Raw genomic sequence first — 25,146 nt, 5'->3', positions numbered from 1 at the left:
TGGGGCCCAACTCGTCGAGGCGGGCGCCGCTGTGTCCGAGCACGTGCCGCTGTCGACGCTGACCACGCTGCGGCTGGGCGGTCCGGCGCGGTGGCTCGCCGAGTGCACCACCACCGACACCCTCGTCGACGTCGTCCGCCTGCTCGACGCGGCCCGCGTCCCCACCCTGGTCCTGGCGGGTGGCTCCAATCTCGTGATCGGCGACGCCGGATTCGACGGCGTGGTGGTGCGCATCGCGACCACCGGGATCGAACCGGGGGAGGACACCGTCCGCGCCGAGGCGGGCGCGGTGTGGGACGACGTCGTCGCCCTCACCGTGAAGTCCGGTCTCGGGGGACTCGAGTGCCTGTCGGGGATCCCCGGCTCCACCGGCGCGACCCCGGTGCAGAATGTCGGCGCCTACGGGGTGGAGGTCGGATCGGTCCTGCGCGCCGTACGGCTGCTCGACCGCACCAGCGGCGACGTCCGGTGGGTCGGCCCCGGGGAACTCGGGCTCGGCTACCGCACCAGCGTCCTCAAACATTCCGACGACGCGCTGGTGCTCGAGGTGGACCTCGCCGTGCGGCCGGACGGGGCGAGCGCACCGCTCGGCTACCGGGAACTGGCGTCGGCGCTGCACGCCGAGGAAGGGGAGCGGCGCCCGGCGGCGGAGGTGCGTGAGCAGGTGCTGACGCTGCGCCGCGGCAAGGGCATGGTGCTCGATCCGGGCGACCTCGACACCTGGAGCGCCGGATCGTTCTTCACCAACCCGGTGCTCTCCGACGACGAGCTGTCCCGGGTGCTCGCGGTCGTCGAGGAACGCGTCGGGCCCGACGTGCGGATCCCGCGATTCCCCGCGGACGGCGGCACCAAGCTCTCCGCGGGATGGCTGATCGAGCGAGCCGGGTTCGGCAAGGGCTTCCCCGGGGCCGACGCACCGGTGCGGCTGTCCACCAAGCACACCCTCGCACTCACCAACCGGGGAGCCGCGACCACCGCCGATCTGGTGGCCCTCGCCCGGGAGGTGCGCGACGGCGTGCAGGACGCGTTCGGGGTGCGGCTCGAGCCGGAGCCGGTGACCGTGGGCTGCTTCATCTGAGAGCCGGTCTGCCAGACCTGCCGCCGCGCTGCGACGCGACAGCGCGGCGGGCGTACCCTCGTCGGAGTGCTCCACCTGGGTGAACGAAGTCGTCGGTTGTTGTGGTTCGGGCTGCTCGCACTCGTCGCGGTGCTTGCGGCGTGCTCGTCGGGTCCCGGCGGGAGCGCGGTACCCGCCGGCACCGGGCCCGTCGTGTCGATCGTCACCGACCCCGCCGACGGCGCCACCGACGTGAACCCCACCGCCCCGGTCCGTGTTTCGGTCACCGACGGCGAGCTCACCGACGTCGCCCTCACGAACGTCGGAACGAGCGCCGTCGTGCGTGGCGCCCTCGCCGCCGACCGCCGCAGCTACACCGTCGCCGAACCGCTCGGCTACGGCGCGACCTACCGCTGGTCCGGCACGGCCGTCGGCTCCGACGACGAGACCGTGGCCGTCGAGGGCAGCTTCGACACCGTCGACCCCGACCGGGTCGTCTCCGCGAACCTGAACATCGCCGACGCACAGCCGGTCGGAATCGCCGCCCCGATCATCGTCCAGTTCGACGGCCCGATCACCGACAAGGCCGCCGTCGAGAAGGCCATGGTGGTCGGCACCGACCCGCCGACCGTCGGCAGCTGGGCGTGGCTGCCCGACGACAACGGCGGTGCCCGCGCGCACTGGCGCCCGCAGCAGTACTGGACGCCGGGCACCGCGGTACACCTCGACGCGCGGCTCTACGGCCTCGACTACGGCGACGGCGCCTACGGGGCGGAGGACCTCACCCTCGACTTCACCGTCGGCCGGAGCCAGGTCGTCGTGGCCGACGCCACGTCGCACCGCATGCAGGTCGTGCGCGACGGGGTGACGATCATGGACATCCCGGTGAGCTACGGGCAGGGCAACCAAGCCCGCAACGTCACCCGCAGCGGCGTCCACGTGGTCACCGAGAAGCACGAGGACTTCCTGATGTCCAACCCGCCGTACTACGAGAACGTGCGGGAACGCTGGGCGGTGCGGATCTCCAACAACGGCGAGTTCATCCACGCCAACCCCGCGACCCTCGGCCAGCAGGGCGCGACCAACGTCACCAACGGCTGCATCAACCTCTCGCTCGGGGACGCCCAGGAGTACTTCGCGACGGCGATGTACGGCGACCCGGTCGAGGTGTCCGGAACGTCGATCGAGCTGTCCGCCGCGGACGGCGACCTGTACGACTGGGCGATCGACTGGCCCACCTGGCAGTCGATGTCCGCGCTGTAGAAACCCGCCGGAACCGGGGCGGCACCGAGCGGCAACGGGTGCAGGCTGCGGCGCTGTCGGGGGGACCGCGCGTCGTCGGTGGCCACCGAGTATCCGCTGAATTCTCACGTGCTGGAAAAGCTCTTCGGTGCCGAGGTGCAGAAGCTCCCGACGCGGGCAATCAGGGACCCGGTCGTGCTTGTGGGATCGCGACCGATCGCATCCGAAACGCCGGCGACGGGACGGCGTGAGGGTGATCATGTAGGCGGAGGTAACCATGGAACCGAAGGTCCCGGGTTCGCGCGGCGGTTCGCTGCCGAGCACCCCAGAGGCACCGGACGACCATGGAGTTCGGCTCGAGACCGGGCAGGGTGCCGCGGCGGTCCGGAATGCCGCCGGCACCGACGCTGGTGGGCCGCCCGAGGCCGGGGAACGCCGGAAGCTGCTGTACGTCACCTTTCCGGGGTGCTGGGGTGCACTCGTTTTCGCGTGTCTGTCGTTCACGCCGTCGCTCGCTCCCGCGCGGCGGGCTCCTGCAGGGCATGATCTGCGGGATCACTGCCGCGATCGGATACGGGCCGGGCGTGCTCGCAGCCTTCGTGTGGCGCGCGTTCGCCGACCGCCCGGCCCTGGAGCCGATTCGGAGCTATGCCGGGCTCACCTCGGCCGAGGACTCCGAGAGCCGGGCGGCCGTGGCAGTCGAGGGCCTGACCCGGGTCGGGGTTTCCAGCGCGGCGATTCGGTCGTGGTGACGACGACCGGGAGCGGCTGGGTGGACCCGGCCCTGGTGGACACGCACCCGCCCCCGCAAGCCCGACGCGGGCGACCGGGCGTTCGACCACGTCCACGGATGCGAGGAGGGTGGGTCTGCCGTGACCGAAGAATCGACCGCCGCCGGTTCCGCGGGGGCAGCGCGCCCGCAACGACTGCTGGCCATCCTGCTGGCGATGGCGATGTTCGTGCTGGTCGTCGACACGTCACTGATGAACGTCTCGATCTCGTCGGTGGTCCGGGATCTCGAGACGACCGTGAGCGGCGTCCAGGCGGCGATCGCGCTCGAGGCGCTGGTGTCGGCGGCGTTCATCCTGATAGGTAGCAAGGTCGGCGATCTGATCGGACGCAAACGTGCCTACGTGCTGGGTCTGCTCGGCTACGCCGTAGGTGCGGCGGCGATGGCACTCGCGCAGAGCCTGACGGCGGTCATCGTCTTCTGGGCACTTCTGGGTGGAATCGGCGCATCACTCCTCCTGCCCGCGATGCAGTCCCTCATACACGGCAACTTCGAAGGAGACGATCAGAAGAAGGTCTACGCCCTCGTCGGGGCGGCGGCCGCGATCGCCGCGGCCGTCGGACCGCTGCTCGGAGGTTTCATCACCACCTACCTTTCCTGGCGCCTCGCGTTCGTGCTCGAGGTCGTCATCATTGCGATCGTGCTGTCCGGCATCAGACTTGTCCGAGATGTGCCGTACACAGGACCTCGGGGCGTCGACACAGTCGGTGCCGTGCTCTCGGTGTTGGGCATGGGCGGCATCGTGCTGGGAATCCTGGTGTGGCAGGAGGGCGGCGAGGCAGTCGCCGCGCTCCTGGTGAGCGGTGCGGCGGCCCTGGCCGGACTGGCGTACTGGCTCGGGCGGCGCAAGCGGCGAGGCGAACCCAGCCTGCTGGACCCGGATCTGTTCACGTCCAAGATCTTCAGACTGGGGATCTCCCAGCAGATGCTCCAGCAGATAGCGCTGGGTGGCACCATGATTGCGCTGCCGATCTACCTGCAGATGGTGCTCGAATACAATGCGATGCAGGCGGGTTTGTCCCTCGCACCCCTCTCCCTCAGCATGTTCGCAGTGGCGCTGCTCGCGGGGAAGAAGGCGGGCGATCGGCGCCCCAGCAGCATCATCCGGTGGGGATTCGTTCTGCTCACGATCGGGATCGTGGCGCTGATCCCGATCGTGCCCCGGGCAGAGTTCGGTTGGGCCCTGGTGGTCCCCCTCATGATCGCGGGGTCGGGTCTGGGGCTGTTGGTGTCGCAACTCAACAACTACACGCTGGCTCCGATCTCGCAGGAGCGTGTCAGCGAGGCAGCAGGTGTGAACTCGGCGGCCGGATCGTTCGGGTTGTCGTTCGGGTTGGCGTTCGCCGGTGCCATCATGCTGGCAACGCTGTCCATCACGTTCACCGCGATGGCGGAATCGAGCACCGTCCTTCCCCCAGCCGAGCAGCAACAGGTGGCACAGGTGCTCGAGGACGACGCCGAGGTCATGAGCAACACCCAGCTCACGGAGTTGCTCGCCGATCAGCCCCCGGACGTTCAGGACGAGATCATCCGCATCAACACGGACGCGCGGCCTCTCGCCCTGCAGGTGGCGCTGCTCGTTCCGCTCCTGGCCGGTCTCCTCGGGCTGTTCAACTCGTTCCGAATGAATCGGCTACCGGACACCCCGTCCACGGTCTCCGACCGGACGGAACCGCACTGACGGACGGGAATGTCACGGCTCGGGTGGACCTTCGACCCGAGATCGTCCGTCCCCCTGCCGTGGACGGACGATCATCATGCCCGAGCCGCATGCCGTGGAGTTCCGCGCGACGTCGTTGCGTGGCAGGAATGACTGCAGTACTCCGGCACGCGCACGCCACTCGTCTCGTCGGTGCACCGCGACTCGGTGGACTGCGGTTCAGGGGATCGGGACTCAGTGGCGGTGGAACCTCGACGGGCTGGCCTGGTCGCGCGGCTGCACGATGATCTGGTCCAGATTCACGTGCGACGGGCGCGACGCGACGAACCCGACGATCTCCGCGATGTCCTCGGCCACCAGCGGCGTGATGCCCTCGTACACCTTGGCGGCGCGCTCGGCGTCGCCCTCGAACCGCACGAGGGAGAACTCGGTCTCCACCGCGCCCGGCGCGATCTCGGTCAGACGCACCGGCTTGCCGAGCAGCTCACCGCGCAGCGTCCGGTGCAGCACCGCCTGGGCGTGCTTGGCGGAGGTGTAGCCCGCGCCGTTGTCGTAGGCGTGGAACGCCGCCACCGAGGTGATCGTGACGATCAGGCCGTCGCCGGAGTCGACGAGCTTGGGCAGCAGGGCCTTCGTCATCCGCAGTGTGCCGAGGACGTTGGTCTCCCACATCCAGCGCCAGTCGTCGAGGTCGGCCTCGGCGACCGGGGCCATGCCCTTGGCGCCGCCCGCGTTGTTGACCAGGACGTCCACCCGGGGGAGCACCGTCGTGAAGGCGGTCACCGAGTCCTCGTCCGTGACGTCCAGCTCGAGGGCCGTGCCCCCGATCTCGTCCGCGAGCTTCTCGATCCGGTCGACGCGGCGAGCGCCGACGACGACGTGGAAGCCCTGGGCTGCGAGGGTGCGGGCGGTGGCCTCGCCGATGCCGGAGGAGGCACCGGTGACGACGGCGACGGGGGAATCGGGAGAAATCGTCATGCGAGCGATCCTAGGGTGCCCCGGGTGCGGTCGCGCGGGGGTCCGCGCGACCGCGGCACCCGCTACGACGCGAGCGGCCGGGGCGTCTCGATGATCGAGTAGGCGCCCGCGTCGCCGGCGACGGACCGGCTCGTCTCGTCGTGGACGCTCACCGGGACGTCGCCGGCGAGGGTGATGCGGTGCAGCCGACGATGCCGGCCGTCGTAGTCGGCGACGGCATAGTGCTGGGTGGCCCGGTTGTCCCAGATCGCCACGTCGCCGGCGGCCCAGTGCCAGCGGGTGGTGTACTCGAGCCGCGTCTGGTGGTCCTGCAGCAGCCGGAACAGCGCCTGCGACTGCCGGCCGCTCAACCCGACGAAGCCCTCGACGAAGTGGCCGAGCAGCAGCGACCGCTCCCCGGTCTCGGGGTGCACGCGCACCACGGGATGCTCGGTCGCGAAGTACTCGGACCGGAACTCGGCGCGGTACTCGGCGACCCGCTCGTCGGCGCCGTCGCGGAGGTGCTCGGCGCTCTCGGCGGCGTAGTCGTACACGTTGGTGTGGGTGGCCCACAGGTTCTCGGCCAGTGTCTTCAGCGGTCCGGGCAGGCCCTCGTAGGCCGCCACGCCGGAGGCCCACGTGGTCGAACCACCGTAGGGGGGCAGTTCCACCGCGCGCAGGATCGACGCCTTCGGGATGCGGTCGACGAACGAGACGTCGGTGTGCCAGCTGTTCGCTGTGCCGTAGTCGGAGTCGATGGGCAGCACGTGCGCCCCGCGCGACGTCACCGTCGGGTGCGCGGTGGTCGGTGTGCCGAGCAACTCGGCGAACGCGTACTGCGACGCGTCGTCGAGGTGGTGCTGGTCCCGGAAGAAGATCACCTTGTGCTCGGCCAGCGCGCGACGGATCGCTTCGACGGTGCGCCCGTCGAGGTCGCCGCCGAGCCGGACTCCGTCGATGCGGGCACCGACGTGCCCGCCCAGGCGGACCACGGTCACGTCGCGAGCGGGTGCGGTGCGGGTATCGAAATCGACAGACATGAAGGACCTTTCGTGGATCGGATATCGGTACCGTCGACCTCATCACCGGTGATGTTCCGGCGTAAGGGTTTTCGTCACCCTGATCGGGATGGTTGCCTGCGCGTCGCCGGGCGGAGTGGACACGGCGGCGCGCGGCGGCTAGGTTGCGGGTATGTCAGCTCGCCGTCTCCGTGCTCCGCGGGTCACCTATGTGACCGCCGCGCTGGGCTCGCGGCTGCCGCTGGCGCGCGACCTGTGTTGTCGCTGACACCGCACCTCGCGCCCCGCTTCGTCGCCCGCCGTCACCCGGCGGATCGCCACGGTCGAGCGGATCGGCGCCTCCCCGTCACGCCCCGGGTCCTCGAACCCGTCCCCGAGGAAGAGCCGCAGTGTCTGCAGCAACCACATCGAATGTCTTGTACCCCAATGTCGTCCGTCCGAAGACCGGTGCCCGGTCCCGCGGCGCCGCCGCCCGCGTGCAGCCGACGGCGCGCGTGCAGATCGTGCCGCCCGAACTGAAGATCGCCGACGGCACCGCCGCGGCCGTGTTCCGGACCGCCGCGGCGCGCGGGCCGATCTGCCGCGACCAGGCGGCAGCGGCGACGGGCGCAAGCATCGCCACCGTCAACCGACAGGTCTCCGCGATGCTCGCCGCGGGACTGCTGCGGGAGCGGCCGGAGCTGATCGAGTCCGGCGCCGTGGGCCGGCCCCGGGTGCCGTTCGAGACCGACCACGAGCGCTACCTGACCGTCGGGATCCACGTCGGGGCGGCCGTCACCGGTATCGTCGCGAGCGATCTGCGCGGGCGCGTGATCGGCGGGGTGGAGATCCCCACTCCGCGCGGCGGCCAGGAGGCGGCGCTCGGGACGATCACCGGCAGTGCGAGGGCCTTCGCGGCGCGCTGGCATCGGCGCATGCCGCTGTGGGCGGGCGTCGCGCTCGGCGGGCGCGTCGACTCGGCCACCGGAACCGTGGACCACCCGCGGCTCGGCTGGGCGGATGCGCCCGTCGGCGCGGTGGTGAGCCGGGGTCTGGGCCTGCCGGTTTCCGTCGCCGCGCACGTCGAGGCGATGGCCGCGTCGGAGCTGCTGCTCACCCCCGACCGCGACACCGCCGACGTCGAGGGCGCCACCCTGTACTTCTATGCCCGTGAAACCGTGGGTATCGCAATCGCATTCGACGGCCGGGTGCACACGCCGCGCGGTGGCCCGGGTTCGGTCTCGCACCTGCCCACCGGATCGTCCGTGCCGTGCGCCTGCGGTGCCCGCGGCTGCCTCGAGGCCACCGTCGCCGACCGGGCGGTGCTGGCCCGGGCCCGCGCCGCCGGGTTGCTCGACGCGCGTGCCACGTCCGTCGCCGCGCTGTACGCGCTGGCCCGCAACGGCTCTCGCGAGGCGCACGAGATCCTCGCGGAGCGCGCGCAGGTGCTGGGGCGGTCCGTCGCGATGCTGCGCGACCTGTTCAATCCGGACCGGGTGATCCTCGGCGGCCAGGCGTTCACCGCGTACCCGGCGGCGGCGCCGCACGTCGCGCGCGCGCTCGGGTCGACGTCGGGCGCCGACGTCCGCGTCACCGGATTCGGCGACCGGGTACAGGCGCACGCCGCGAGCGTGGTGTCCCTGAGTTCGCTGTACTCCGACCCGCTCGGAGCGATGCGCCGGGCGCTGAGCTGATACGCGCACGAAATATCCATCCGAGCATACGATTTCATTCGCGTGTGGCCGGAAAGTGCGCGGATCCGGGGCCGCCGGTCATCGGCTGCGCAGGGGCGGGCCGTCCGTGGCGTCCGCCGGCGCAGCGCGACGGTCCAGTTCGGCCCGTGCGCGCGCCAGACCGCCGTGTTCGAGTGCCGCGAGGGGGGACTCGTCCGCCCACACCGGGGTGCCGCGGTCTCGGACCGTCACGCTCAACGAGCCCGCCAGGTGCTCGAGGGAGCCGGGCACGTTGCGGCGTTCGAGCGGCAGCGGGACCGGCAGCACGTGCGCGTCGCCCAGCGGGGCGGTCCCCTCGATCTCGACGGTCCACCGCGGCCCGCGCCCGAACAGCGACCACCGCTCGTCGGTGACGTGGGCCCGCACCGGCGAGACCACCGGGTTGCCGAGCCGGATCACGGGCCCGTCCGGCAGGGCGACCACCACGGCCGTCACCTCGGTCCGCAGGGGACCGGCGTGGACCTGCCCACCGGCGAAGGCGACGCACGCGGCGGAGTCCGCGAAGCCGTGTGCCTGGCCCCACCACCACGACTCCGGGAAACCGCCCCTGCCCCAGTTCTTCTCCGCGTACACCTGCGCGCCGTCGAGGTTCCACGTCTCGCCGCCGAGCACGGCCTCGCCCTCGGCCCGCCCGTCGAGCAGCCACGGGTGCCAGTACTGGTTGAGGGCGGGAACCGCGTGGAAGACGCTGGAGCCGCCGAATCGGCGACGCGGCCACGGCCGGGGCGCCGTCACTCGCACGTCGAGGCGTGCGTCGTCGCCGAGGTCCACGCGCAGCCGGTCGGGTTCCCCGCGGAACGCCGTGCCCGCCGAGGCGCCGAGCCGCAGGGGGTCGGCGAATCCGTCCGGATGCGCCGTCGTCCGCAGGAACCCGCCCGGGTGCGCCGCCAGGCCGAGCGTCGCCCACGACCCGTCGCCGGCGCGGTTGACGCCGCACAGCGCGATCACCACCCGTTCGGTTCCGGGTTGGGTGAATCGCCAGAAGTACCCCTCCATCGCGACGTCGTGGGCCGTCAGGGGGTCGCCGAAGGGCAGGTCGGCGCCGGTGGCGCGGTAGCGCGAGTGCAGCGACACGGCGCTCAGATCCCGGCCCGGGCCGCGGCCGCGATGTCGTCGAGGTCCCGCTGCAGCGCCGTGCGCGTCGCCCGCAGGCCCAGCGGAGCGAGGAGCGCCGTCAGTACCCGCCGGATCCGGCCGGGACGTCCGTCGTCCGCGGAGAACCGCACGGTCAGCATCGTGCCGGCCCGATCCGGGGCCACGTCGAATTCGGTGCGGTAGCGCACCCCGCCGGATTCGGCCTCGACGACCGTGTGCCGCCCCGGCTCCACGGCCGTCACCGTCATCTCCTCGGTTGCCGCCCTGCCGAACATCGTGCGTGTCTCGCGCCAGCGGGTGCCGACCTCGTAGCCGACGCCCGCGAGCCGTTCGACACTGTCCACCCCGCTCAGGACCTGCGGGGCCGAGTCGACGGAGGTGAGCACCCGCCACACCCGGTCGGGTGGGGCGTCGACGGAACGGCTCAGCTCGATGTGGTGGCCCATTCGTGCTCCTTCGGTCGGATCGGTCACAGGGGCAGGGCGTGCTCGCGCAGCGCCGGTTCCGCGCCGCGCCGGCGGAACCACTCGAGCCCGAACGCGCTCGCGAGCTGTTCCGGCGTCATCGCCAGCATCGGCCCGAAGTCACCGACCTGCGAGGCGTGCGCGAGCATCGCCGCCCGTTTCGCAGGGATCGTCGCGGACACGTCGATCGTGGTGGTGATCTCGGCCTCCGGCAGGCCGAACGTGTCCAGGTCCGGTGGCGCCGCGTCCGGGCTCACCTCCGGGGCGGCGGCGAGCAGGCGACGGATGTGGTCCCGGTTCATGGCCGCCTCGTACACCGACGGGTGTGCCGTCAGCTCCTGGGCCCGGGCACCGACGCGGTGCACCTGCACGTGGTCGGGGTGCCCGTACCCGCCGTTGGGGTCGTAGATGGTGACGACGTCGGCGCTCTCCTCCTCGAGCACGGCTGCGAACCGGGCCGCGGCCGCCTCCACATCGACGTTGCAGAACGCCGCCGGGTCCGAGTTCCGCGGCGTCCCCGCCATGCCCGAATCGGCGTAGCCGAGCGGCACCAGGCGGGCGACCCCGAGCGTCTCGGCCGACGCCTCGAGTTCGGCGCGGCGGCGCTGGGCCAGGGACTCGCCGGGACCGAGCAGGCCGTCGGGAACCTCGCCCGCGGCACCGTCCGTGGCCACGACCAGCACCACCCGATGCCCCGCGTCCGCGGCCAGGCGCATCACCCCGCCGGTGGTGAACACCTCGTCGTCGGGATGGGCATGGAAACACACCAGCACGCTCACGTACTGCATGCTGGCACGAATGCGCTCCTACCGTGCACTGTTCACCGCACCGGGCGCCGCCGCGTTCTGCCTGGCGGGGTTCGTCGCGCGGCTGCCGATCGCGATGGTCGGCATCGGCATCGTGACGATGTTCTCGCAGCTGCGCGGCGACTACGGCCTCGGCGGCGCCCTGGCCGCGGTGTTCGCGCTGTCCTACGCCGCGCTCACCCCGCTGGTCTCGCGGGCCGCCGACCGGCACGGACAGTTCCGCGTCCTGCCGGTCGCCGCCGGGATCAGCGCGGCCGCGACCGCCGCGATGCTGGCGGGGGTGCGGTGGGAGGCCCCCGAGGCGCTGCTGTTCGCGTGCGCGATCCCGGCGGGACTGATGCCCACGATCGGTGCCATGGTCCGGGCCCGGTGGACCGAGCTGCTCCGCGGCACCGATCGGTTGCGGACCGCGTTCGCGCTCGAGGCGGTGATCGACGAACTGTGCTTCATCGTCGGGCCGGTGCTGTCGGTGGGGCTGAGCGTCGCCGCGTTCCCCGAGGCGGGCGCGTTGCTCGGGGCGGTGCTGCTGGTGATCGGCACCGTCGCCCTCGCCGTGCAGCGCGGCACCGAACCTCCCGCGCGCCCGGTCGCCCGGGGTGCGCCCGGGGTGAGCGTGCTGCGGATCCCGGTGTTGCTCGTGCTGGTGGTCGCGATGACGGCGATGGGCACGATCTTCGGTGTCGTCGACGTGGTCGGGGTCGCGTTCACCGCCGAGCAGGGCGTGCCCGGCGCCGCGACCGTGGTGCTGGCGATGTTCGCGACGGGATCCGCGCTCGGCGGCCTCGTCTTCGGTGCGGTGCGGCTGCGGGCGCCGCTGACGCGGCAGCTACTCGGGGCGACGACGGCCGTCGCGGTGCTGCTGTGGCCGCTGCTGCTCGCCGGCACCGTGCCGGCCCTCGCCGTGCTCTACCTCGCGGCCGGGGTGGCCGTCGCCCCCACCATGATCGTCGCGACCTCCCTGACCGAGCGGATCGTGCCGCCGGGCCGGCTCACGGAGGGCATCACCTGGACGGTCACGGGACTCGGGGTCGGGGTCGCGGTCGGCTCCGCCGTCGTCGGTCAGGTCATCGACCGGTCCGGGCCGAGTGCGGGCATCGCGGTCGCCGTCGTGGCCGCGCTCGTCGGGTGCGCGTGTGCCGTGGGAGTGGCCCGGCTCGCCCGGCTAGGGTGACCCGCATGACAATCCGTGAGGTCGAGAGTTCCGACGGCACCCCCATCGTCTACCGCGTCACCGGCGATCCCGCCCACCGCCCGCTGGTCCTGCTGCACGGATGGGCCCAGTCGTCGCGGTGCTGGGGCGAGTCCGTGCTCGACGAGCTGGCCCGCACCCACCGGGTGATCGCCGTCGACCTCCGCGGACACGGGTACTCGGGCGCCCCGGAGACCGGATACGACGAGTCGAAACTGTGGGCCGGGGACGTGCAGGCCGTGCTCGGCGCCGAGGACGCCCACGACGCGGTGCTGCTCGGCTGGTCCTACGGCGGCCTGGTGATCTGCGACTACCTCGCGACGCACGGCACCGACCGCGTCGCCGGGATCGTGCTGGTCGGCGCGATCACCAGCATCGGGCGCGGTGAGAAGGGCGGCAAGGTCGGGTCGGCCATGCGCGCCGCCGTCCCCGACGCGATGTCCGAGGATGCGGCGACGGCGATCCGCGCACTCGGTGCCTTCGGCACCGCCCTCACCGGGACCGGGGCGGACACGGGCGTCGCGGCGCAGGCGCTGTTCGGCACCAGCCTGTGCACCCCGCCCCGCGTGCGGGCGGCGATGTTCGCCCGGACGGTGAGCAACGACGAGCTGCTGCGCAGTCTCGACATCCCGGTGCTCGTCCTGCACGGCACCGCCGACTCGGTCGTCGACGTCTCGGCCGCCGAGCACGCGGCGGCACTGCTGCCGAACGCGACGACGTCGTACTGGGAGGGCACCGACCACGGCCCGTTCGTCGAGGACCCGCAGCGGTTCGCCGCGGAGGTCACGCGCTTCGCGGGATCGCTGTAGCGTCCACCGACCCGATCGCCTGCGTCCCGGCGAGCAGGAGCGTCTCCTCCGGTGTGAGCGGGTGGAACTTGACCCCGCGCACGTCGCGATAGCACTGTTCGAGCGGGCTCGACCGGTAGAAGCCGCGGCCCCCGGCGACGTCGAGCGCCAGGTCGCACACCTCGATCGCGGTCCGCGCGATCTCGGCCTTGGCGGTCATCACCGCGGCGACCGTGCTCATCGACGGCACCGGATCGTCGCCGACGGTGTCGAGGGCACCGTCGAGGGCCCACGACGCGACCTGCAGGCGGGTGGCCGCCACCCCGAGCTGGCGGCGCACCGTCGGGTCGTTCGCCCGCGGGGTTCCGGCGACGAGTGCGTTCGCGGTCGCGTGCGCGGTCTCGGCGACGCCGAGATAGACGGCCGCGACCACGGGCATGGCGACGCTGAGCACCAGCTGGAACGGCGGGTCGATCACCCCGTAGGGGCGGCGGGCGACCACGGCCGCGTCCGGGACGAACACGTCGGTCAGCTCGACGTCGTGGCTGCCGGTGCCGCGCATGCCCAGTGAGTCCCAGTTGTCGTGGACTCGTACCCCGTCGGTGTTCATCGGGATCATCATGTTGAGCACGATGCGGCCCTCGTCGGGGTCGTCGAACGGGAACATGGTGGCGAGCACGTCGCCGACGGGGGCCTGGCTGCAGAACACCTTGCGGCCGTCGACGCGGTAGCCGCCGGGCACCTTCCGGGCGGACCCGCGGGGGTGGGTCTGGTCGGCGCCGCCGGTGGAGACGAGCACGAGCGCCTCCTCGGCGACGCGGCGCAGCATCCGGTCCGCGCCGGGCGCGCCGTGCCGGTACCGCCACGCGGCGGCGAGCACGACGTGGTGGTGCATGGCCGAGGCGAGCGCGGTCGCCGCGCAGTGGTGTGCCAGGGTGCGCTGCACGGTGGCGACATCGCGCACGGTCGCGCCGCCGCCGCCGAGTTCGCGGGGGACGGCGAGGGCGAGACGGCCCTCCGAGCGCAGGATCTCGTAGGCCTCGGCGACGAACGTGCCGTCGCGGTCGTGGGCGCGGGCGTAGGGGGCGATCCGCCGGCCGAGTTCGTCGGCGCCGGCGACGAGTTCCTCGCGGGGCCGGGATCGGGGGTACTGGGTGATGTCTACGGTGGTCATGTCTCGACGGTAGGAGCACGGATCGATACCGCCCAGTGCACGTTCTGGACCTACTCTGGAGGTGTGCGCGAGTACGGGCAGTACTGTCCGGTCTCGATCGGCAGCGAGGTGCTCGCCGACCGGTGGACCCCGCTGATCCTGCGCGAAATGGTCTACGGAAGTACCCGCTTCAACGAGATCGAACGCGGTCTGCCCGGCATCTCGCGCACCCTCCTCGCCACCCGGCTGCGGCACCTCGAGCGCAAGGGCGTGCTGGAGCGGGTCCCGCAGGCGCGGGGCTGCGAGTACCACCTCACCCCGGCCGGCCGCGAACTCGCCCCGATCCTCGTCGCGATCGGGGAGTGGGCGGTGAAGTGGTTGTTCTCCGAGCCCCTGCCCGCCGAGGTCGACCCCGTGACACTGACCTGGTGGATGCACCGGCGGGTGGACCGGGACCGGGTGCCGCCGCAACGGGTGGTGATCGAGTTCGACTACACCGGTCCCGCCCCGATCCGGTTGTGGATCGTCCTGGACCGCGGCGAGCCGTCGGTGTGCCGGAAGCATCCGGGCTTCGACGTCGACGTGTACGTGACCGCGGAACCGGTGGCCCTGATGCGCGTGTTCGCCGGCACGCGGACGCTGATCGAGGCGCTCGACGACGGCAGCGTGCGACTGCACGGGCCGGCCGCGCTGGTGCGCGGGTTCGGCGTCTGGTTCCTGTGGAGCCCGTTCCACGCCGCGGTGCGCCGCGCAGTCACGGGTTCCGAGACGGGCGAGCGGTCCTGACCGGCCGGGTGCGACGTCGCGCAGACGAGCCCGGTCGGGGCGCAGCGGGACGGAGCGCAGGGGAGGGCGGAACCGGACGGGGATGCCCGGCAGGGCAGTATGGAGAAGTGACGTCGAAGTCGAACAGCCGTCCCCGCCGCGTGGCCGTCCTGTCGGTCCACACCTCGCCTCTCGCCCAACCCGGCACCGGGGACGCCGGCGGAATGAACGTCTACGTTCTGCAGACCGCCGTGCAGCTCGCGCGGCGCGGGGTGGAGGTGGAGATCTTCACCCGGGCGACCTCGTCGGCGGACCCCGTGGTGCAGGAGGCGGCACCGGGCGTGCTGGTACGCAACGTCGCCGCCGGTCCCTACGAGGGACTCGACAAGCACGACCTGCCCACGCAGTTGTGCGCCTTCGCCGCCGGGGTGCTGCGGGAGGAGGCCCGGCACCCGCAGGGCTACTACGACCTGGTGCACTCGCACTACTGGCTGTCCGGCCAGGTGGGCTGGCTCGCCCGCGACCGGTGGGGCGTCCCGCTCGTGCACACCGCCCACACTCTCGCCGCCGTGAAGAACGCCTCGCTCGCCGACGGTGACGTGCCCGAGCCGGCGGCCCGGCAGATCGGCGAGCAGCAGGTGGTCGCCGAGTCCGACCGGCTCGTCGCCAACACGATCGACGAAGCGGCGCAGCTCGAGCGCAGCTACGGTGCCGACCCGTCACGGATCGACGTGGTGGCGCCGGGCGCGGACCTGTCCCGCTACCGGCCGGGGGACCGGGCGCTCGCCCGCGCCGAGCTGGGGCTGGACCCGAACGAGACGATCGTGACATTCGTCGGCCGGATCCAGCCGCTCAAGGCACCCGACGTGCTGCTGCGCGCCGCCGCGGCGGCGATGGCCGCCGACCCCGAGGTGCCCCTGCGGGTGCTGGTGGTGGGCGGGCCCTCGGGCACCGGGCTCGAGCGCCCGCACTCGCTGATCGACCTGGCCGCCGAGCTCGGGATCGCCGCCCGGGTGACGTTCCTGCCCCCGCAACCTCCCGAACGGCTCGTGCAGGTCTACCGCGCGTCGGACGTGGTGGCGGTGCCGAGCTACTCCGAGTCGTTCGGCCTGGTGGCGATCGAGGCGCAGGCGTGCGGGACCCCGGTGCTGGCGGCGAACGTCGGCGGCCTCGGCGTCGCGGTGCGCGACGGCGAGACCGGACTGCTCGTCGACGGGCATCGCACGAGCGACTGGGCCGCCGCGCTGCGCTCGCTGGTCACGGATCCGGGTCGGCGGGCCGTGCTGGCGGCGGCGGCGCCCCTGCACGCGGAGAACTTCTCCTGGGAGCACACGGCGGACGGGCTGCTCGCCAGTTACCGTAAGGCCGGTGCGCTGCGGAACCGCTCCCTCGCGAGCGGCGAGTTTCCGCTGCGCCGGCAGCGCGGAGTGTGGAAGATCCGGCGGACGACGGGGGTGCGGGCGTGAGCGAGCGACTGAGCGAGACGATCGAGGCGACGCTGCGCGATCGCGGCCTCGAGTTCTCCCGCAAGGAGGGTGGGCACTTCGTCGTCGACCTGCCGGGGGAGAACAAGCTCAAGACGACGACCCTGCTCTCCCTCGGCAACCACGGCCTGCGGGTCGAGGCGTTCGTGTGCCGCAAGCCCGACGAGAACTTCGAGGGCGTGTACCGGTTCCTGCTCCGGCGCAATCGGCGGCTGTACGGGGTCGCGTACACCCTCGACAAGATCGGGGACATCTACCTCGTCGGCCGGATGTCGGAGGCATCGGTCACTCCGGACGAACTGGACGCGGTGCTCGGCCAGGTGCTCGAGGCCGCCGATCACGACTTCAACGTCATCCTCGGGCTGGGTTTCCTCGCCTCCATCAAGCGGGAGTGGGAGTGGCGGGTCTCCCGGGGCGAGTCGCTGCGCAACCTCGAACCCTTCCGGCACCTGATCGAGGACGGCCGGCCCTTCGTGGTGGAGGACGCGCAGCCGTAACGGCGCGATATCGGTGACCCGTCCCACAATATTACTGTGAGCCTGGTCACATAACGGCCGTGTAACTACGCGGTGTCGAAACGGCGATACTTCCCATGCCACCTGGGAAAACGGCGCCGCCCGATCTTGGAATGTGGGACGCACGTGCCGGAAAACAGCGCGTGACCGATCCGTGATGACTCTCTAGCGTCGTAATCAGCCCGATACCACCGGGCAAGCAAGACCGGCCCGTCGCCGCTGACTCTGCCCCGCGGGACCGGAACTCGATACCTGATCGAGGGGCAGGGACGAGGCACAGATCCGAATCCGGGCAGCGGGATCGACATCGTCGGCCGCCGCAGTGCCTCGCCAGCAGACGCGAGAGGAATTCAACCGCATCATGGCTAACTTCACCTTCAAGCGCGCCCTCGGCACCGTCGCCGCCACCGCGGCCCTGGCCGTCACCCCGTTCGCCTTCGGCGCCGGCACCGCCAACGCCGCGTCCGGCAACTGGGACGCCGTCGCACAGTGCGAGAGCAGCGGGAACTGGGCGATCAACACCGGCAACGGCTACCACGGCGGCCTGCAGTTCGCTCCGAGCACCTGGAACGCCTACGGCGGCCAGCAGTACGCCCCCACCGCCGACCAGGCGACCCGGGAGCAGCAGATCGCCATCGCCGAGAACGTCCTGGACGGCCAGGGCCGCGGCGCGTGGCCGGTGTGCGGTCAGTACCTCTGATCCGACACTCGGACACGTGCCCGGGCTCGCGCCCGTAGCAGCGGAACGAGCCCCGCGTGCACCGCACGCGGGGCTCGTCGCATCTCACCGGATCGCCGCACCTCGATAGGCGGCGGTCTCGAAGTCGAGATAGCCCTGGAACGACACGGCGTCCGCGAACGGCAGGATCTGCGTGGCCCAGAAGCCGCCGAGCCCGTTCTCCCGGTCGATCCAGTAGTAGAGATTCGCCAGACCCGCCCAGCCGAGGGCACCGGCCGGGCGGCCCGTCGGCGCCGGCTCCTCGTTCACCAGGAACGTGTACGCCCAGTTCTTGGCCAGCCCAGGGAAGAACTCCGCGTCGTTCGACAGCGCCGGGACGACCCCCGGCAGCGCGGTCACCTGCTGCCCGTCCAGGCCGCCACGCACCGCGTCGGCGACGGTCGCGGGCGAGAGAACCCGGTCACCGCCGGGGGCCGCGCCGTCGCGCAGCCACATCCGGATGAATTTCAGGTAGTCCGGCACGGTGGTGTAGAGCCCGTGCCCTCCCATGTGGATCTCCGGGTCCTGGGGCAGCACCATCTCCGGCATCGGCGCGAGTGCTCCGTCCTCGCTGCGCTGGTGGACGACGGCCAGCCGCGCGCGCATGTCGTCGGTGAGTGCGAACGCCGTGTCGCCCATCCCGAGCGGCTCGAAGATCCGCTCGCGCATGACCTCGCCGAGGCGCCGGCCCCGCACGGCCTCCACCACGAGACCGCACCAGTCGATGTTCGAGCCGTACATCCACCGGTCGCCGGGATCGAACAGCAGCGGTGTCGTCAGCGCGGCCTTCGATCCCGTGATCACGCTGGGCTGACCGTGCTCCTCGGCGAGACGCCGGTAGTTCTCGTCGAAGAAGTCGTATCCGAGACCGGCCGTGTGGAGCAGCAGCATGCGGGTGGTGATGTCGCGCTTCGGCGCGCGCAGCAGGGGCGCGCCGTCCGTTCCGAAGCCCTCGAGAACCTGGAGTTCCCCGATCTCCGGGACGTAGCGGGCGGCGGGGGCGTCGAGGTCGAGCAGGCCCTCCTCGACGCACTGGAGTGCGGCGGTGCCGGTGATCGCCTTGGTCGTGGAGAAGGCGGCGAACACGGTGTCCGCCGTCATCGCCGAGCCCGAGCCCGCTGCGCGTTCCCCGGCCACCCCCTCGTACACGACACCGTCCCGGTCGGTGAGCATGGCCACCACGCCCGGCACGCCCGTCGGGCGGTGGGTGAGTTCTCGCAGGGTTGCGTCCATCGTGGTCGCGAAGTCGTCTGTCACGGTTCCTCCTGTGTGCGGTCCGCCGCCGGCCGGCGTCGGAGGGGGACGCTACGGACGGAGCTGTGACGCGGGCCACCTCGGATCGGCACGCGTTGTCGGATTACGGCACTCGGCGCCCGCGGGCCCGGGCGAGCGTGCGCGACGGATTCTCGCCGAATCGGCGACGGTAGGCGGCGGCGAAGACCCCCATGTTGACGTAGCCCCACCGGGCCGCCACCGCCGAGACGGTGCACTCGGCCGACGGGATGGAGAGCTCGTCGCGGATGTGCCGCAATCGCACGTCGGTGAGGTACCGGTTCGGCGTGGTGTCCAGGTGGCGGCGGAACGCCCCCGACAGGGCGCGCACGCTGACACCCACGGCGGCAGCGACCTCGGAGACCGTGGGCAGGTCCGCGGCGTGCTCGCGGATGTAGCGCTCCGCGTGCCGGACGTACGCCGGGGCGGCCGGCGGTTCGCCGGGGTCGAGCGCGACGCCCGCCGCGGCGGCCCATTCGGTGACGAGGTGACCGAGGAGCAACTCCTGCAGATGGGCGCCCGGCCGGCCCTGCGCGATCCGCACCGGATCGGCCCGGATCGCGCGGACCGCATACGCGAGCAGCGTGTTCCAGCCCGACGACCCGGTCCCGACGACGCACTTGTGCTGCCACAGGCGATCGTCGGGGACGACGCCGAACCAGCGGTCGGCGAGGTCGGCGACGAGCCGGTGCGGCACCGTCAGGTTCAGCTGCAGGTGCTCGTCGTCGAAGTCGACGCGATGCTCGATGCGGCTGCAGTCGGCCACGAACGTGGCGCCGGAATCGACCTCCACCTCGCCCGCTCCGACGCGGTGCCGCGCGTGCCCACGGATCGTCGTGAGCACGAGGATGTTGCCGGCCTCGGCGGAGAGCCGGTCGACGGTCACCGGAATGCCGTAGCGGAACCGGGTGAGCACGATGTCGCCGATCGACGCCGAGAACATGCTCGATCGCGGGTGCAACAGGCGTCCGCTCGGCCGCACGCGATAGGGCATGTACACCCGGTCCGACCACGTCCGGATCTCGTCCCAGTCGGTCGAGACCGTCGCGGGCGAGGAGCCGCGGCCGGAGAACGGGTCCAGCGAGTGCACGACGTCCGTCATCCGGTCGAGCCTAGGGTGCCGGACCGGCCGCCGACACTGCCCGATCGGCCGGGCTCCGGGGCGCGTGACCGGGCCCGCGACGGTCCCCGACCCGGTAGTGTCCGGCATGCCTGTGACTGCCTTCACAGCCGTCGGATACCGTACTCCCGGCACGTCTGGCACGGCGTGCCACAGATTCCTGCCCCCGAGGAGAACCAATGAGCTTTCGCAGTCCCTTTCCCGACGTCGACATCCCGGCACTGAGTGTCTACGACTTCCTGTTCGGTTCGATCGCGGAGTCGGACCTCGATCGTCCGGCGTTGACCGAGGGCGCGACCGGGGCCGTCACCGACTACCGGACCCTGATCGGGCAGATCGACGCGATCGCCGGTGCGCTCGCGGCGCGCGGTGTGGGAGTCGGCGACGTCGTCGGCCTGCTCTCGCCGAACGTGCCCGCCTTCGCGACCGTGTTCCACGGCATCCTGCGGGCGGGGGCCACCGCGACCACCGTCAACGCGCTCTACACCGCAGAGGACATCGCCAAGCAGCTCGAGGATTCCAAGGCGACGTTCTTCTTCACGGTCTCGCCGCTGCTGCCGCACGCGAAGGAGGCCGCGGCCGCGGTCGGTATCCCCGACGATCGCCTGGTCGTGCTCGACGGCGCCGAGGGGCATCCCTCCCTGCGCGACCTGCTCGCCGAGAACGCCCCCGCCCCCGAGGTGTCGTTCGATCCGGCCACCCATCTGGCGGTGCTGCCGTACTCGTCCGGCACCACCGGTCGCCCGAAGGGCGTGATGCTCACGCACACGAACCTGGTGGCCAACGTGTGCCAGATCAAGTCCCCGATCAGGATCGACCCCGACGACCGGATCCTCGCCGTCCTGCCGTTCTTCCACATCTACGGCATGACCGTTCTTCTCAACGCCGCCCTGTTCAACCGCGCGTCGCTGGTGACGATGCCGAAGTTCGACCTGCCGGAGTTCCTGCGGATCGTCTCCGAACAGAAGTGCACCTACGTGTTCATCGCACCGCCCGTCGCGGTCGCCCTGGCCAAGCATCCGCTCGTGGACCAGTACGACCTCTCGAGCGTGCACACCGTGTTCTCCGGCGCGGCGCCGCTGGACAGGGCGCTCGGGAACGCGGTCGCCGCGCGACTGGGATGGAAGGTCCGTCAGGGGTACGGCATGTCCGAGATGAGCCCGGTCAGCCACGCCATCCCGTTCGACGGCGACGACGTGCCACTCGACTCGGTGGGACCGACGATCGCCAACATGGAGTGCAAGCTCGTCGACCCGACCACCGGCGAAGAGGTCGAGTACCCCACCGGTGAGGGTGTCTCCGAGCCGGGTGAGCTGTGGTGCAAGGGCCCCAACGTCATGGTCGGCTACCTCGGCAACCCGCAGGCCACCGCGGAGACCCTCGACGCCGACGGGTTCCTGCACACCGGCGACATCGCCACGGTCGATGCGGCCGGCAACGTCACCATCGTCGACCGGCTCAAGGAGCTGATCAAGTACAAGGGCTACCAGGTGCCGCCCGCCGAACTCGAGGCGCTGCTGCTGACCCACCCGAAGATCGCCGACGTCGCGGTGATCGGTGTGCTCGACGACGAAGGCGAGGAGGTGCCCAAGGCGTTCGTGGTGCGTCAGCCGGACGCCGAACTCACCGAGGCCGAGGTCGTCGAGTTCGTCGCCGAGCGGGTCTCGCCGCACAAGAAGGTGCGGCAGGTGCAGTTCATCGACATCGTCCCGAAGTCCGCCGCCGGCAAGATCCTCCGGAAGGATCTGCGCACCCCGGCGACGTAGCCGGTCATTGCCCGGGCCGCAGGATCCGGCCGAGATGCGCCGCGAGCGCCTCGATCGTCGGATCCTGCGCCCGGAACCCGACGTAGCCGTCCGGCCGCACCACCACAGCCGCGGCGGCACCGTCGAAACCGTACGCCCGCGCGGCGCGGCCCGCGTCGTCGCGCAGTACCCGGCCGTCGGCCGGGCTCCCGGTGCTTCCCGCCACGAGCACGTACGCCCGCAGCGCGTCACCGAAGCGGTCCGTCGCCCGCTCGGCGAGCTCTCGCTGCGCCTGCAGCGCCTGCGCCGTGGGCGCCCACAGCAGCACGGTGTGACCGGGATGGCGCAGCAGCTCGTGCAGCCGCAGCGGCGAGGCGACGGCGTCCTGCCGCAACTCCGTCGCATCGGGGGCGCGATCGCCGGGAGCCGGACCGCCGCCGTGCGGCACGTCGCTACCGCCGCCGTGCGGCACGTCGCTACCGCCGCCGTGCGGCACGTCTTCACCGACGAGCGGGCTGTCCCGGTAGCCGAGCAGCAGCTGGGCCTCGCGCGCGATCGCGGTCGCGGCGTCCGTCTCGCCGGCTCCGAGGCCCTGCCGGGCGTGCCGCACGGTGCGGCCCACCACCTCCGCCCCGACGGGCCGGCGCTCGGCGTCGTAGCTGTCGAGCAGGCCGTCGGCGGCGCGTCCCTGCACCGCCAGGGCGAGCTTCCAGCCGAGGTTGTAGGCGTCCTGGATGCCGGTGTTCATGCCCTGTGCCCCGGTCGGGGGATGGATGTGCGCGGCGTCTCCGGCCAGGAACACCCGGCCCCCGCCGTAGCTCCCGGCGAGGCGGTGGCTGATCCGGAACACCGACGACCAGCGCAGGGCACCGGCCCGGGTCGGTTCGGGCGCCAGCCGGTCGAGCACGGCCTGGATGTGGCCGAGCGTGGGCCGGCGCCCGCCCTCCAGTCCGTGCGCCACGGCTCCGGCGCCGGACGCGGAGGTCGCCAGGTCCGGCGCGACGAAGGTCGACAGGCGGTAGCGGCCGGTGCCGGGCAGCGGGATGCACACCATCATGTCCGTGGTCGTGCCGTCGCTCGTCGTCGAGGCGCGGATGCCGTAGCCGCCCGGCATCGACCAGTCCAGTTCGACGTCGGCGAGCATGTACTCCTCGGGGAACGCGTCGCCGTCGAAGGACACCCCGAGTCCTTTCCGTACGGCGCTGTGCGCACCGTCGCAGCCGACCAGGTAGCGGGCCGCCAGCCGCGTCGTGTCGTCGCCGTCGCGCAGGTCGGCGACCACGCCGTCCGCGGTCTGCTCGAACCCGGTGAGCTCGATGCCGCGGCGCACGACGGTGCCGTGCTCGGCCAGGGCCTGCGTCAGCACCCGTTCCGTGGCGTACTGGGGCATGCAGACGAACCGGTACGGCACGTCCTCGGGCAGTTCGAGTTCGAGGCGCATCACCTGCCGGCCGTCGACGTAGACGATCTGCCCGTGCATCGGCGCGGACACGTCGAGCGAAGGGCGGACCACGCCCATCGCGTCCCAGACCTCGAGGGTGCGCGGCTGGATGCCGACCGCTTTGGCGTACTGCGGCGGTTCCGGCAGCCGGTCGACGATCACGACGTCGACGCCGCGCCGGCGCAGTTCCAGCGCGGCGGTCAGTCCGACCGGGCCGGCGCCGACCACGAGTACCGAGGTCTCGCTCATGGGCATGCCCTTTCGTCGCGTTCGAGGGCAGTATGTCGGAATTCGGCGGCCGCGCGGGCCTGTTCGCCGCATCCGGATCCTCGACGTGAGCGGTGCCCGGCGCCGGAACGCGCGCCGTCACACGTCGAGCAGGTGCGGCAGGCCCGCGCGGTAGCGGTCGGCGTCGATGCGGCGCATCGGTTCGAGTTCGGGTGGCTCGTGCAGTCGGTACAGCGCCGGCGGTGCGGCGGGCGAGTCGGCGGCTTCGAGCAGCGCGGTGACGGCCGCACGCGCGGATTCGCCGGCCGACTCCATGGTCGCGAGATCGATGTCGGTGCGGACGTAGTCCCCGGCCAGGAAGAGGTTCGGGATCGCGGTGCGGGCGTCGGGCCGGTCGGACAGGGAGCCGACGGTGTTGACGAGCAGGGGTGTGGCGTTGGTGTTGCGGCCCTGCGCGGGATCCCACCGGATGCCGGGGTCGAGGAACCACGAGACGATGTCGTCCTCGTCGAGGACGCTGGTGCCGGTGTCGTCGAGGCATGCCGACATCTGGGCCCACGTCTCCTGGGCGATCTCCTCGGCCGTGCACTCCTTGGCGGTCTTGCCGTGGAGGACGCCCGGGGTGTCCCAGTCGGAGATGTCCACGGACAGGCAGTCGTGGGCGCTGCCGTCGCCGTAGCGGCCGGCGAAGTCGCCGCGCCAGAACTGGCCCTGGCTGATGGAGGTCAGTGCCCACGGCGAGCCGAGGTATGCGACGTGGCCGGCGGCGATCGGGGTGGGCCGGCGCAGGAAGTACTGGATGCCCACCATCCAGTCCGTCTGCAGGTTCCGCATGCCTTCGAGGCGAGGATCTGCGGCGAGGATCCGCGGTGACCACAGGGGCGCGGCCCGTTCGACGGGCATCGCCGCGACGTACCAGTCGGCTTCGGCGACGGACCGGGTGCCGTTGCCGTCCACCAGCCGCACTCCGGTGATCGAACCGGACGCGATGTCGAGTGCTTCTGCCGCCCAACCCATTTCGAATACGACGCCCAGGTCGCGCAGGTGCGCGGCCCACGGGCCGATCCACGCCTCGTCGGTGGGAGCGGCCAGGACCCGGTCCAGATGGCCGTATGCGGGGACGGTGCCCATCGCGTTCCACACGAACGCCTGGCCCATGATGCCGATGGTGCGGGTGGAGGCGACGGTGGGCCGGGCGGCCACCAGTTGACGGGTCAGGGCCGAGACGAGGATGTCGCGGTAGGCCGACGACTTGCCGTCGGCCTCGAGCGTCTGCGACCACGTCCGGTGTTCCCACTGGCCGTCGCGTCGTTCGAGACTGCTGGTCAGGAACATCACCAGCTTGCGGGTGAAGACGGCCAGTTCGTGCGGGGGGATGGCGTTGCCGAGGGAGAAGGCCGCGGCCAGGGATTCCTGCAGCGAGGCGGGATCGAGGACGCCGTGGGGGAGCGGGGCGATCGACGCCGGGGCGATGAGGTCGGGCCCGCCGGGGATCGCCATCCGGAAGGCGGCGCCGGCGACGAGATTGTCGAACACGCCGTTCGGATTGCCCGGGAAGGGGATCCGTCGCATCGTGTCGGGGATGTGCTGGTAGAAGCCCGGGAAGAAGCGGAATCCGTGCTCGCCGGGCAGGTCGGCGCGGCCGCCGGCCGCGGTGCCCGGCGACGGGATGCTGCGGGCCTTGCCGCCCAGGGCGGTCGGTTCGAAGACGGTGACGTCGAAGCCGCGTTCGATCAGTTCGTGGGCGGCCGTCAGGCCCGCCACCCCGCCGCCGAGCACGGCGACGCGGCGGCCCGTCGAGCGCAGCGCCGGGGAGCGCGGGGCGGCGTGGGCGGGGGCGGGCGCGACCGCGAGGGCGCCCAGGGCGGTGAGGAAGGTGCGGCGGGAAAGTCGGGTGTCGAACACGAGAAGCCCCCATCCGGACGT

At 71.9% G+C, this 25,146-nt stretch carries 22 protein-coding genes; 12 read left to right on the top strand and 10 right to left on the bottom strand.

Annotation, left to right across the window (positions count from 1 at the left end; genetic code table 11):
* Positions 1–31 precede the first annotated feature (31 nt).
* From ACWPQI_RS17965 to ACWPQI_RS17950, 4 genes are all read left to right on the top strand, one after another.
* A complete protein-coding gene (locus tag ACWPQI_RS17965; protein ID WP_010592118.1) occupies positions 32–1,078 on the top strand; it encodes a UDP-N-acetylmuramate dehydrogenase in 1,047 nt (348 codons plus the stop codon).
* 66 nt (positions 1,079–1,144) lie between these two features.
* On the top strand, positions 1,145–2,320 hold the full coding sequence (locus ACWPQI_RS17960; protein ID WP_043804083.1) for a L,D-transpeptidase: 1,176 nt from the start codon (positions 1,145–1,147) through the stop codon (positions 2,318–2,320).
* Positions 2,321–2,643: 323 nt separating this feature from the next.
* On the top strand, positions 2,644–3,051 hold the full coding sequence (locus ACWPQI_RS17955; protein ID WP_325051589.1) for an alpha/beta-hydrolase N-terminal domain-containing protein: 408 nt from the start codon (positions 2,644–2,646) through the stop codon (positions 3,049–3,051).
* A 120-nt stretch (positions 3,052–3,171) separates the two neighbouring features.
* Complete coding sequence (locus ACWPQI_RS17950; protein WP_010592115.1) at positions 3,172–4,770, top strand: MFS transporter; 1,599 nt, start codon at positions 3,172–3,174, stop codon at positions 4,768–4,770.
* 213 nt (positions 4,771–4,983) lie between these two features.
* Here ACWPQI_RS17950 and ACWPQI_RS17945 read toward each other — a convergent pair whose 3' ends face one another.
* Both ACWPQI_RS17945 and ACWPQI_RS17940 read right to left on the bottom strand, forming a co-directional pair.
* On the bottom strand, positions 4,984–5,727 hold the full coding sequence (locus tag ACWPQI_RS17945) for an SDR family NAD(P)-dependent oxidoreductase (RefSeq protein ID WP_010592114.1): 744 nt from the start codon (positions 5,725–5,727) through the stop codon (positions 4,984–4,986).
* A gap of 62 nt (positions 5,728–5,789) precedes the next feature.
* Positions 5,790–6,746, bottom strand: a complete 957-nt coding sequence (locus ACWPQI_RS17940) for a TauD/TfdA dioxygenase family protein (RefSeq protein ID WP_432794205.1) — start codon at positions 6,744–6,746, stop codon at positions 5,790–5,792.
* Between the two features lie 395 nt (positions 6,747–7,141).
* On the opposite strand from ACWPQI_RS17940, the gene ACWPQI_RS17935 reads away from it, so the two are divergent.
* On the top strand, positions 7,142–8,398 hold the full coding sequence (locus tag ACWPQI_RS17935) for an ROK family protein (protein ID WP_010592111.1): 1,257 nt from the start codon (positions 7,142–7,144) through the stop codon (positions 8,396–8,398).
* Between the two features lie 78 nt (positions 8,399–8,476).
* On the opposite strand, the gene ACWPQI_RS17930 is transcribed toward ACWPQI_RS17935, so the two are convergent.
* The 3 genes from ACWPQI_RS17930 to ACWPQI_RS17920 are packed head-to-tail and all read right to left on the bottom strand — an operon-like array spanning position 8,477 to position 10,784.
* Positions 8,477–9,511, bottom strand: a complete 1,035-nt coding sequence (locus tag ACWPQI_RS17930; RefSeq protein WP_119699938.1) for a tocopherol cyclase family protein — start codon at positions 9,509–9,511, stop codon at positions 8,477–8,479.
* Positions 9,512–9,516: 5 nt separating this feature from the next.
* Complete coding sequence (locus ACWPQI_RS17925; RefSeq protein WP_010592109.1) at positions 9,517–9,978, bottom strand: SRPBCC family protein; 462 nt, start codon at positions 9,976–9,978, stop codon at positions 9,517–9,519.
* Positions 9,979–10,001: 23 nt separating this feature from the next.
* The gene (locus ACWPQI_RS17920) at positions 10,002–10,784 is read right to left on the bottom strand and encodes a PIG-L family deacetylase (protein ID WP_010592108.1); all 783 of its coding nucleotides are present in this window, start codon (positions 10,782–10,784) and stop codon (positions 10,002–10,004) included.
* Between ACWPQI_RS17920 and ACWPQI_RS17915 the strand changes: the two genes are divergently transcribed.
* Together ACWPQI_RS17915 and ACWPQI_RS17910 are read left to right on the top strand one after the other, a co-directional pair.
* Entirely contained in the window at positions 10,783–11,973 is a 1,191-nt protein-coding gene (locus ACWPQI_RS17915) for an MFS transporter (RefSeq protein WP_010592107.1), read from the top strand. The genes ACWPQI_RS17920 and ACWPQI_RS17915 overlap by 2 nt on opposite strands.
* A gap of 5 nt (positions 11,974–11,978) precedes the next feature.
* Entirely contained in the window at positions 11,979–12,800 is an 822-nt protein-coding gene (locus ACWPQI_RS17910; RefSeq protein ID WP_119700324.1) for an alpha/beta fold hydrolase, read from the top strand.
* Here the strand turns inward: ACWPQI_RS17910 and ACWPQI_RS17905 are convergent.
* Positions 12,775–13,953: an acyl-CoA dehydrogenase family protein gene (locus ACWPQI_RS17905; RefSeq protein ID WP_203010968.1), complete on the bottom strand. Its 1,179-nt coding sequence runs from the start codon at positions 13,951–13,953 to the stop codon at positions 12,775–12,777. The two genes, ACWPQI_RS17910 and ACWPQI_RS17905, sit on opposite strands and share 26 nt — an antisense overlap.
* Before the next feature lie 63 nt (positions 13,954–14,016).
* On the opposite strand from ACWPQI_RS17905, the gene ACWPQI_RS17900 reads away from it, so the two are divergent.
* The 4 genes from ACWPQI_RS17900 to ACWPQI_RS17885 all read left to right on the top strand — a co-directional run bounded on the left by ACWPQI_RS17900 (position 14,017) and on the right by ACWPQI_RS17885 (position 17,396).
* On the top strand, positions 14,017–14,718 hold the full coding sequence (locus ACWPQI_RS17900; protein ID WP_040270891.1) for a winged helix-turn-helix transcriptional regulator: 702 nt from the start codon (positions 14,017–14,019) through the stop codon (positions 14,716–14,718).
* Between the two features lie 107 nt (positions 14,719–14,825).
* Entirely contained in the window at positions 14,826–16,163 is a 1,338-nt protein-coding gene (mshA, locus tag ACWPQI_RS17895; protein WP_010592103.1) for a D-inositol-3-phosphate glycosyltransferase, read from the top strand.
* A complete protein-coding gene (locus ACWPQI_RS17890) occupies positions 16,160–16,678 on the top strand; it encodes a type III secretion system chaperone family protein (protein ID WP_026138013.1) in 519 nt (172 codons plus the stop codon). The genes mshA and ACWPQI_RS17890 overlap by 4 nt, the downstream gene beginning before the upstream one ends.
* Before the next feature lie 379 nt (positions 16,679–17,057).
* Positions 17,058–17,396 carry a transglycosylase family protein gene (locus tag ACWPQI_RS17885; RefSeq protein WP_474738416.1) on the top strand — a complete coding sequence of 113 codons (339 nt, stop codon included), beginning with the start codon at positions 17,058–17,060 and terminating at the stop codon, positions 17,394–17,396.
* An 84-nt stretch (positions 17,397–17,480) separates the two neighbouring features.
* On the opposite strand, the gene acmB is transcribed toward ACWPQI_RS17885, so the two are convergent.
* Both acmB and ACWPQI_RS17875 read right to left on the bottom strand, forming a co-directional pair.
* The gene (gene acmB / locus ACWPQI_RS17880) at positions 17,481–18,647 is read right to left on the bottom strand and encodes a methyl acetate hydrolase AcmB (RefSeq protein WP_048772321.1); all 1,167 of its coding nucleotides are present in this window, start codon (positions 18,645–18,647) and stop codon (positions 17,481–17,483) included.
* A 124-nt stretch (positions 18,648–18,771) separates the two neighbouring features.
* Entirely contained in the window at positions 18,772–19,788 is a 1,017-nt protein-coding gene (locus ACWPQI_RS17875) for a helix-turn-helix transcriptional regulator (RefSeq protein WP_040270895.1), read from the bottom strand.
* A gap of 197 nt (positions 19,789–19,985) precedes the next feature.
* Here ACWPQI_RS17875 and ACWPQI_RS17870 point away from each other — a divergent pair, with 197 nt between their 5' ends.
* Positions 19,986–21,572 (top strand): AMP-binding protein, encoded by a 1,587-nt coding sequence (locus tag ACWPQI_RS17870; RefSeq protein ID WP_102031358.1) that lies wholly within the window; start codon positions 19,986–19,988, stop codon positions 21,570–21,572.
* A 4-nt stretch (positions 21,573–21,576) separates the two neighbouring features.
* On the opposite strand, the gene ACWPQI_RS17865 is transcribed toward ACWPQI_RS17870, so the two are convergent.
* Both ACWPQI_RS17865 and ACWPQI_RS17860 read right to left on the bottom strand, forming a co-directional pair.
* A complete protein-coding gene (locus ACWPQI_RS17865; RefSeq protein WP_407040993.1) occupies positions 21,577–23,241 on the bottom strand; it encodes an FAD-dependent oxidoreductase in 1,665 nt (554 codons plus the stop codon).
* A 117-nt stretch (positions 23,242–23,358) separates the two neighbouring features.
* Positions 23,359–25,125, bottom strand: a complete 1,767-nt coding sequence (locus ACWPQI_RS17860) for a hydroxysqualene dehydroxylase (protein WP_203010964.1) — start codon at positions 25,123–25,125, stop codon at positions 23,359–23,361.
* Positions 25,126–25,146: the final 21 nt, after the last annotated feature.

This window comes from Rhodococcus sp. LMD (assembly GCF_056108245.1).
Note: the sequence above shows the minus strand (reverse complement) of the source record. Positions and strands in the feature narration are given on the sequence as shown.

What these genes read in the sequence shown, in the direction of transcription:
- ACWPQI_RS17870 (WP_102031358.1), top strand. Translation starts at nt 19,986, where the DNA reads ATGAGCTTTCGCAGTCCCTTTCCCGACGTCGACATCCCGGCACTGAGT.
- ACWPQI_RS17875 (WP_040270895.1), bottom strand. Translation starts at nt 19,788, where the DNA reads ATGACGGACGTCGTGCACTCGCTGGACCCGTTCTCCGGCCGCGGCTCC.
- ACWPQI_RS17865 (WP_407040993.1), bottom strand. Translation starts at nt 23,241, where the DNA reads ATGAGCGAGACCTCGGTACTCGTGGTCGGCGCCGGCCCGGTCGGACTG.
- ACWPQI_RS17920 (WP_010592108.1), bottom strand. Translation starts at nt 10,784, where the DNA reads ATGCAGTACGTGAGCGTGCTGGTGTGTTTCCATGCCCATCCCGACGAC.
- ACWPQI_RS17940 (WP_432794205.1), bottom strand. Translation starts at nt 6,746, where the DNA reads ATGTCTGTCGATTTCGATACCCGCACCGCACCCGCTCGCGACGTGACC.
- ACWPQI_RS17955 (WP_325051589.1), top strand. Translation starts at nt 2,644, where the DNA reads ATGGAGTTCGGCTCGAGACCGGGCAGGGTGCCGCGGCGGTCCGGAATG.
- ACWPQI_RS17925 (WP_010592109.1), bottom strand. Translation starts at nt 9,978, where the DNA reads ATGGGCCACCACATCGAGCTGAGCCGTTCCGTCGACGCCCCACCCGAC.
- ACWPQI_RS17910 (WP_119700324.1), top strand. Translation starts at nt 11,979, where the DNA reads ATGACAATCCGTGAGGTCGAGAGTTCCGACGGCACCCCCATCGTCTAC.
- ACWPQI_RS17905 (WP_203010968.1), bottom strand. Translation starts at nt 13,953, where the DNA reads ATGACCACCGTAGACATCACCCAGTACCCCCGATCCCGGCCCCGCGAG.
- ACWPQI_RS17885 (WP_474738416.1), top strand. Translation starts at nt 17,058, where the DNA reads ATGGCTAACTTCACCTTCAAGCGCGCCCTCGGCACCGTCGCCGCCACC.
- ACWPQI_RS17945 (WP_010592114.1), bottom strand. Translation starts at nt 5,727, where the DNA reads ATGACGATTTCTCCCGATTCCCCCGTCGCCGTCGTCACCGGTGCCTCC.
- ACWPQI_RS17915 (WP_010592107.1), top strand. Translation starts at nt 10,783, where the DNA reads ATGCTGGCACGAATGCGCTCCTACCGTGCACTGTTCACCGCACCGGGC.
- acmB (WP_048772321.1), bottom strand. Translation starts at nt 18,647, where the DNA reads ATGGACGCAACCCTGCGAGAACTCACCCACCGCCCGACGGGCGTGCCG.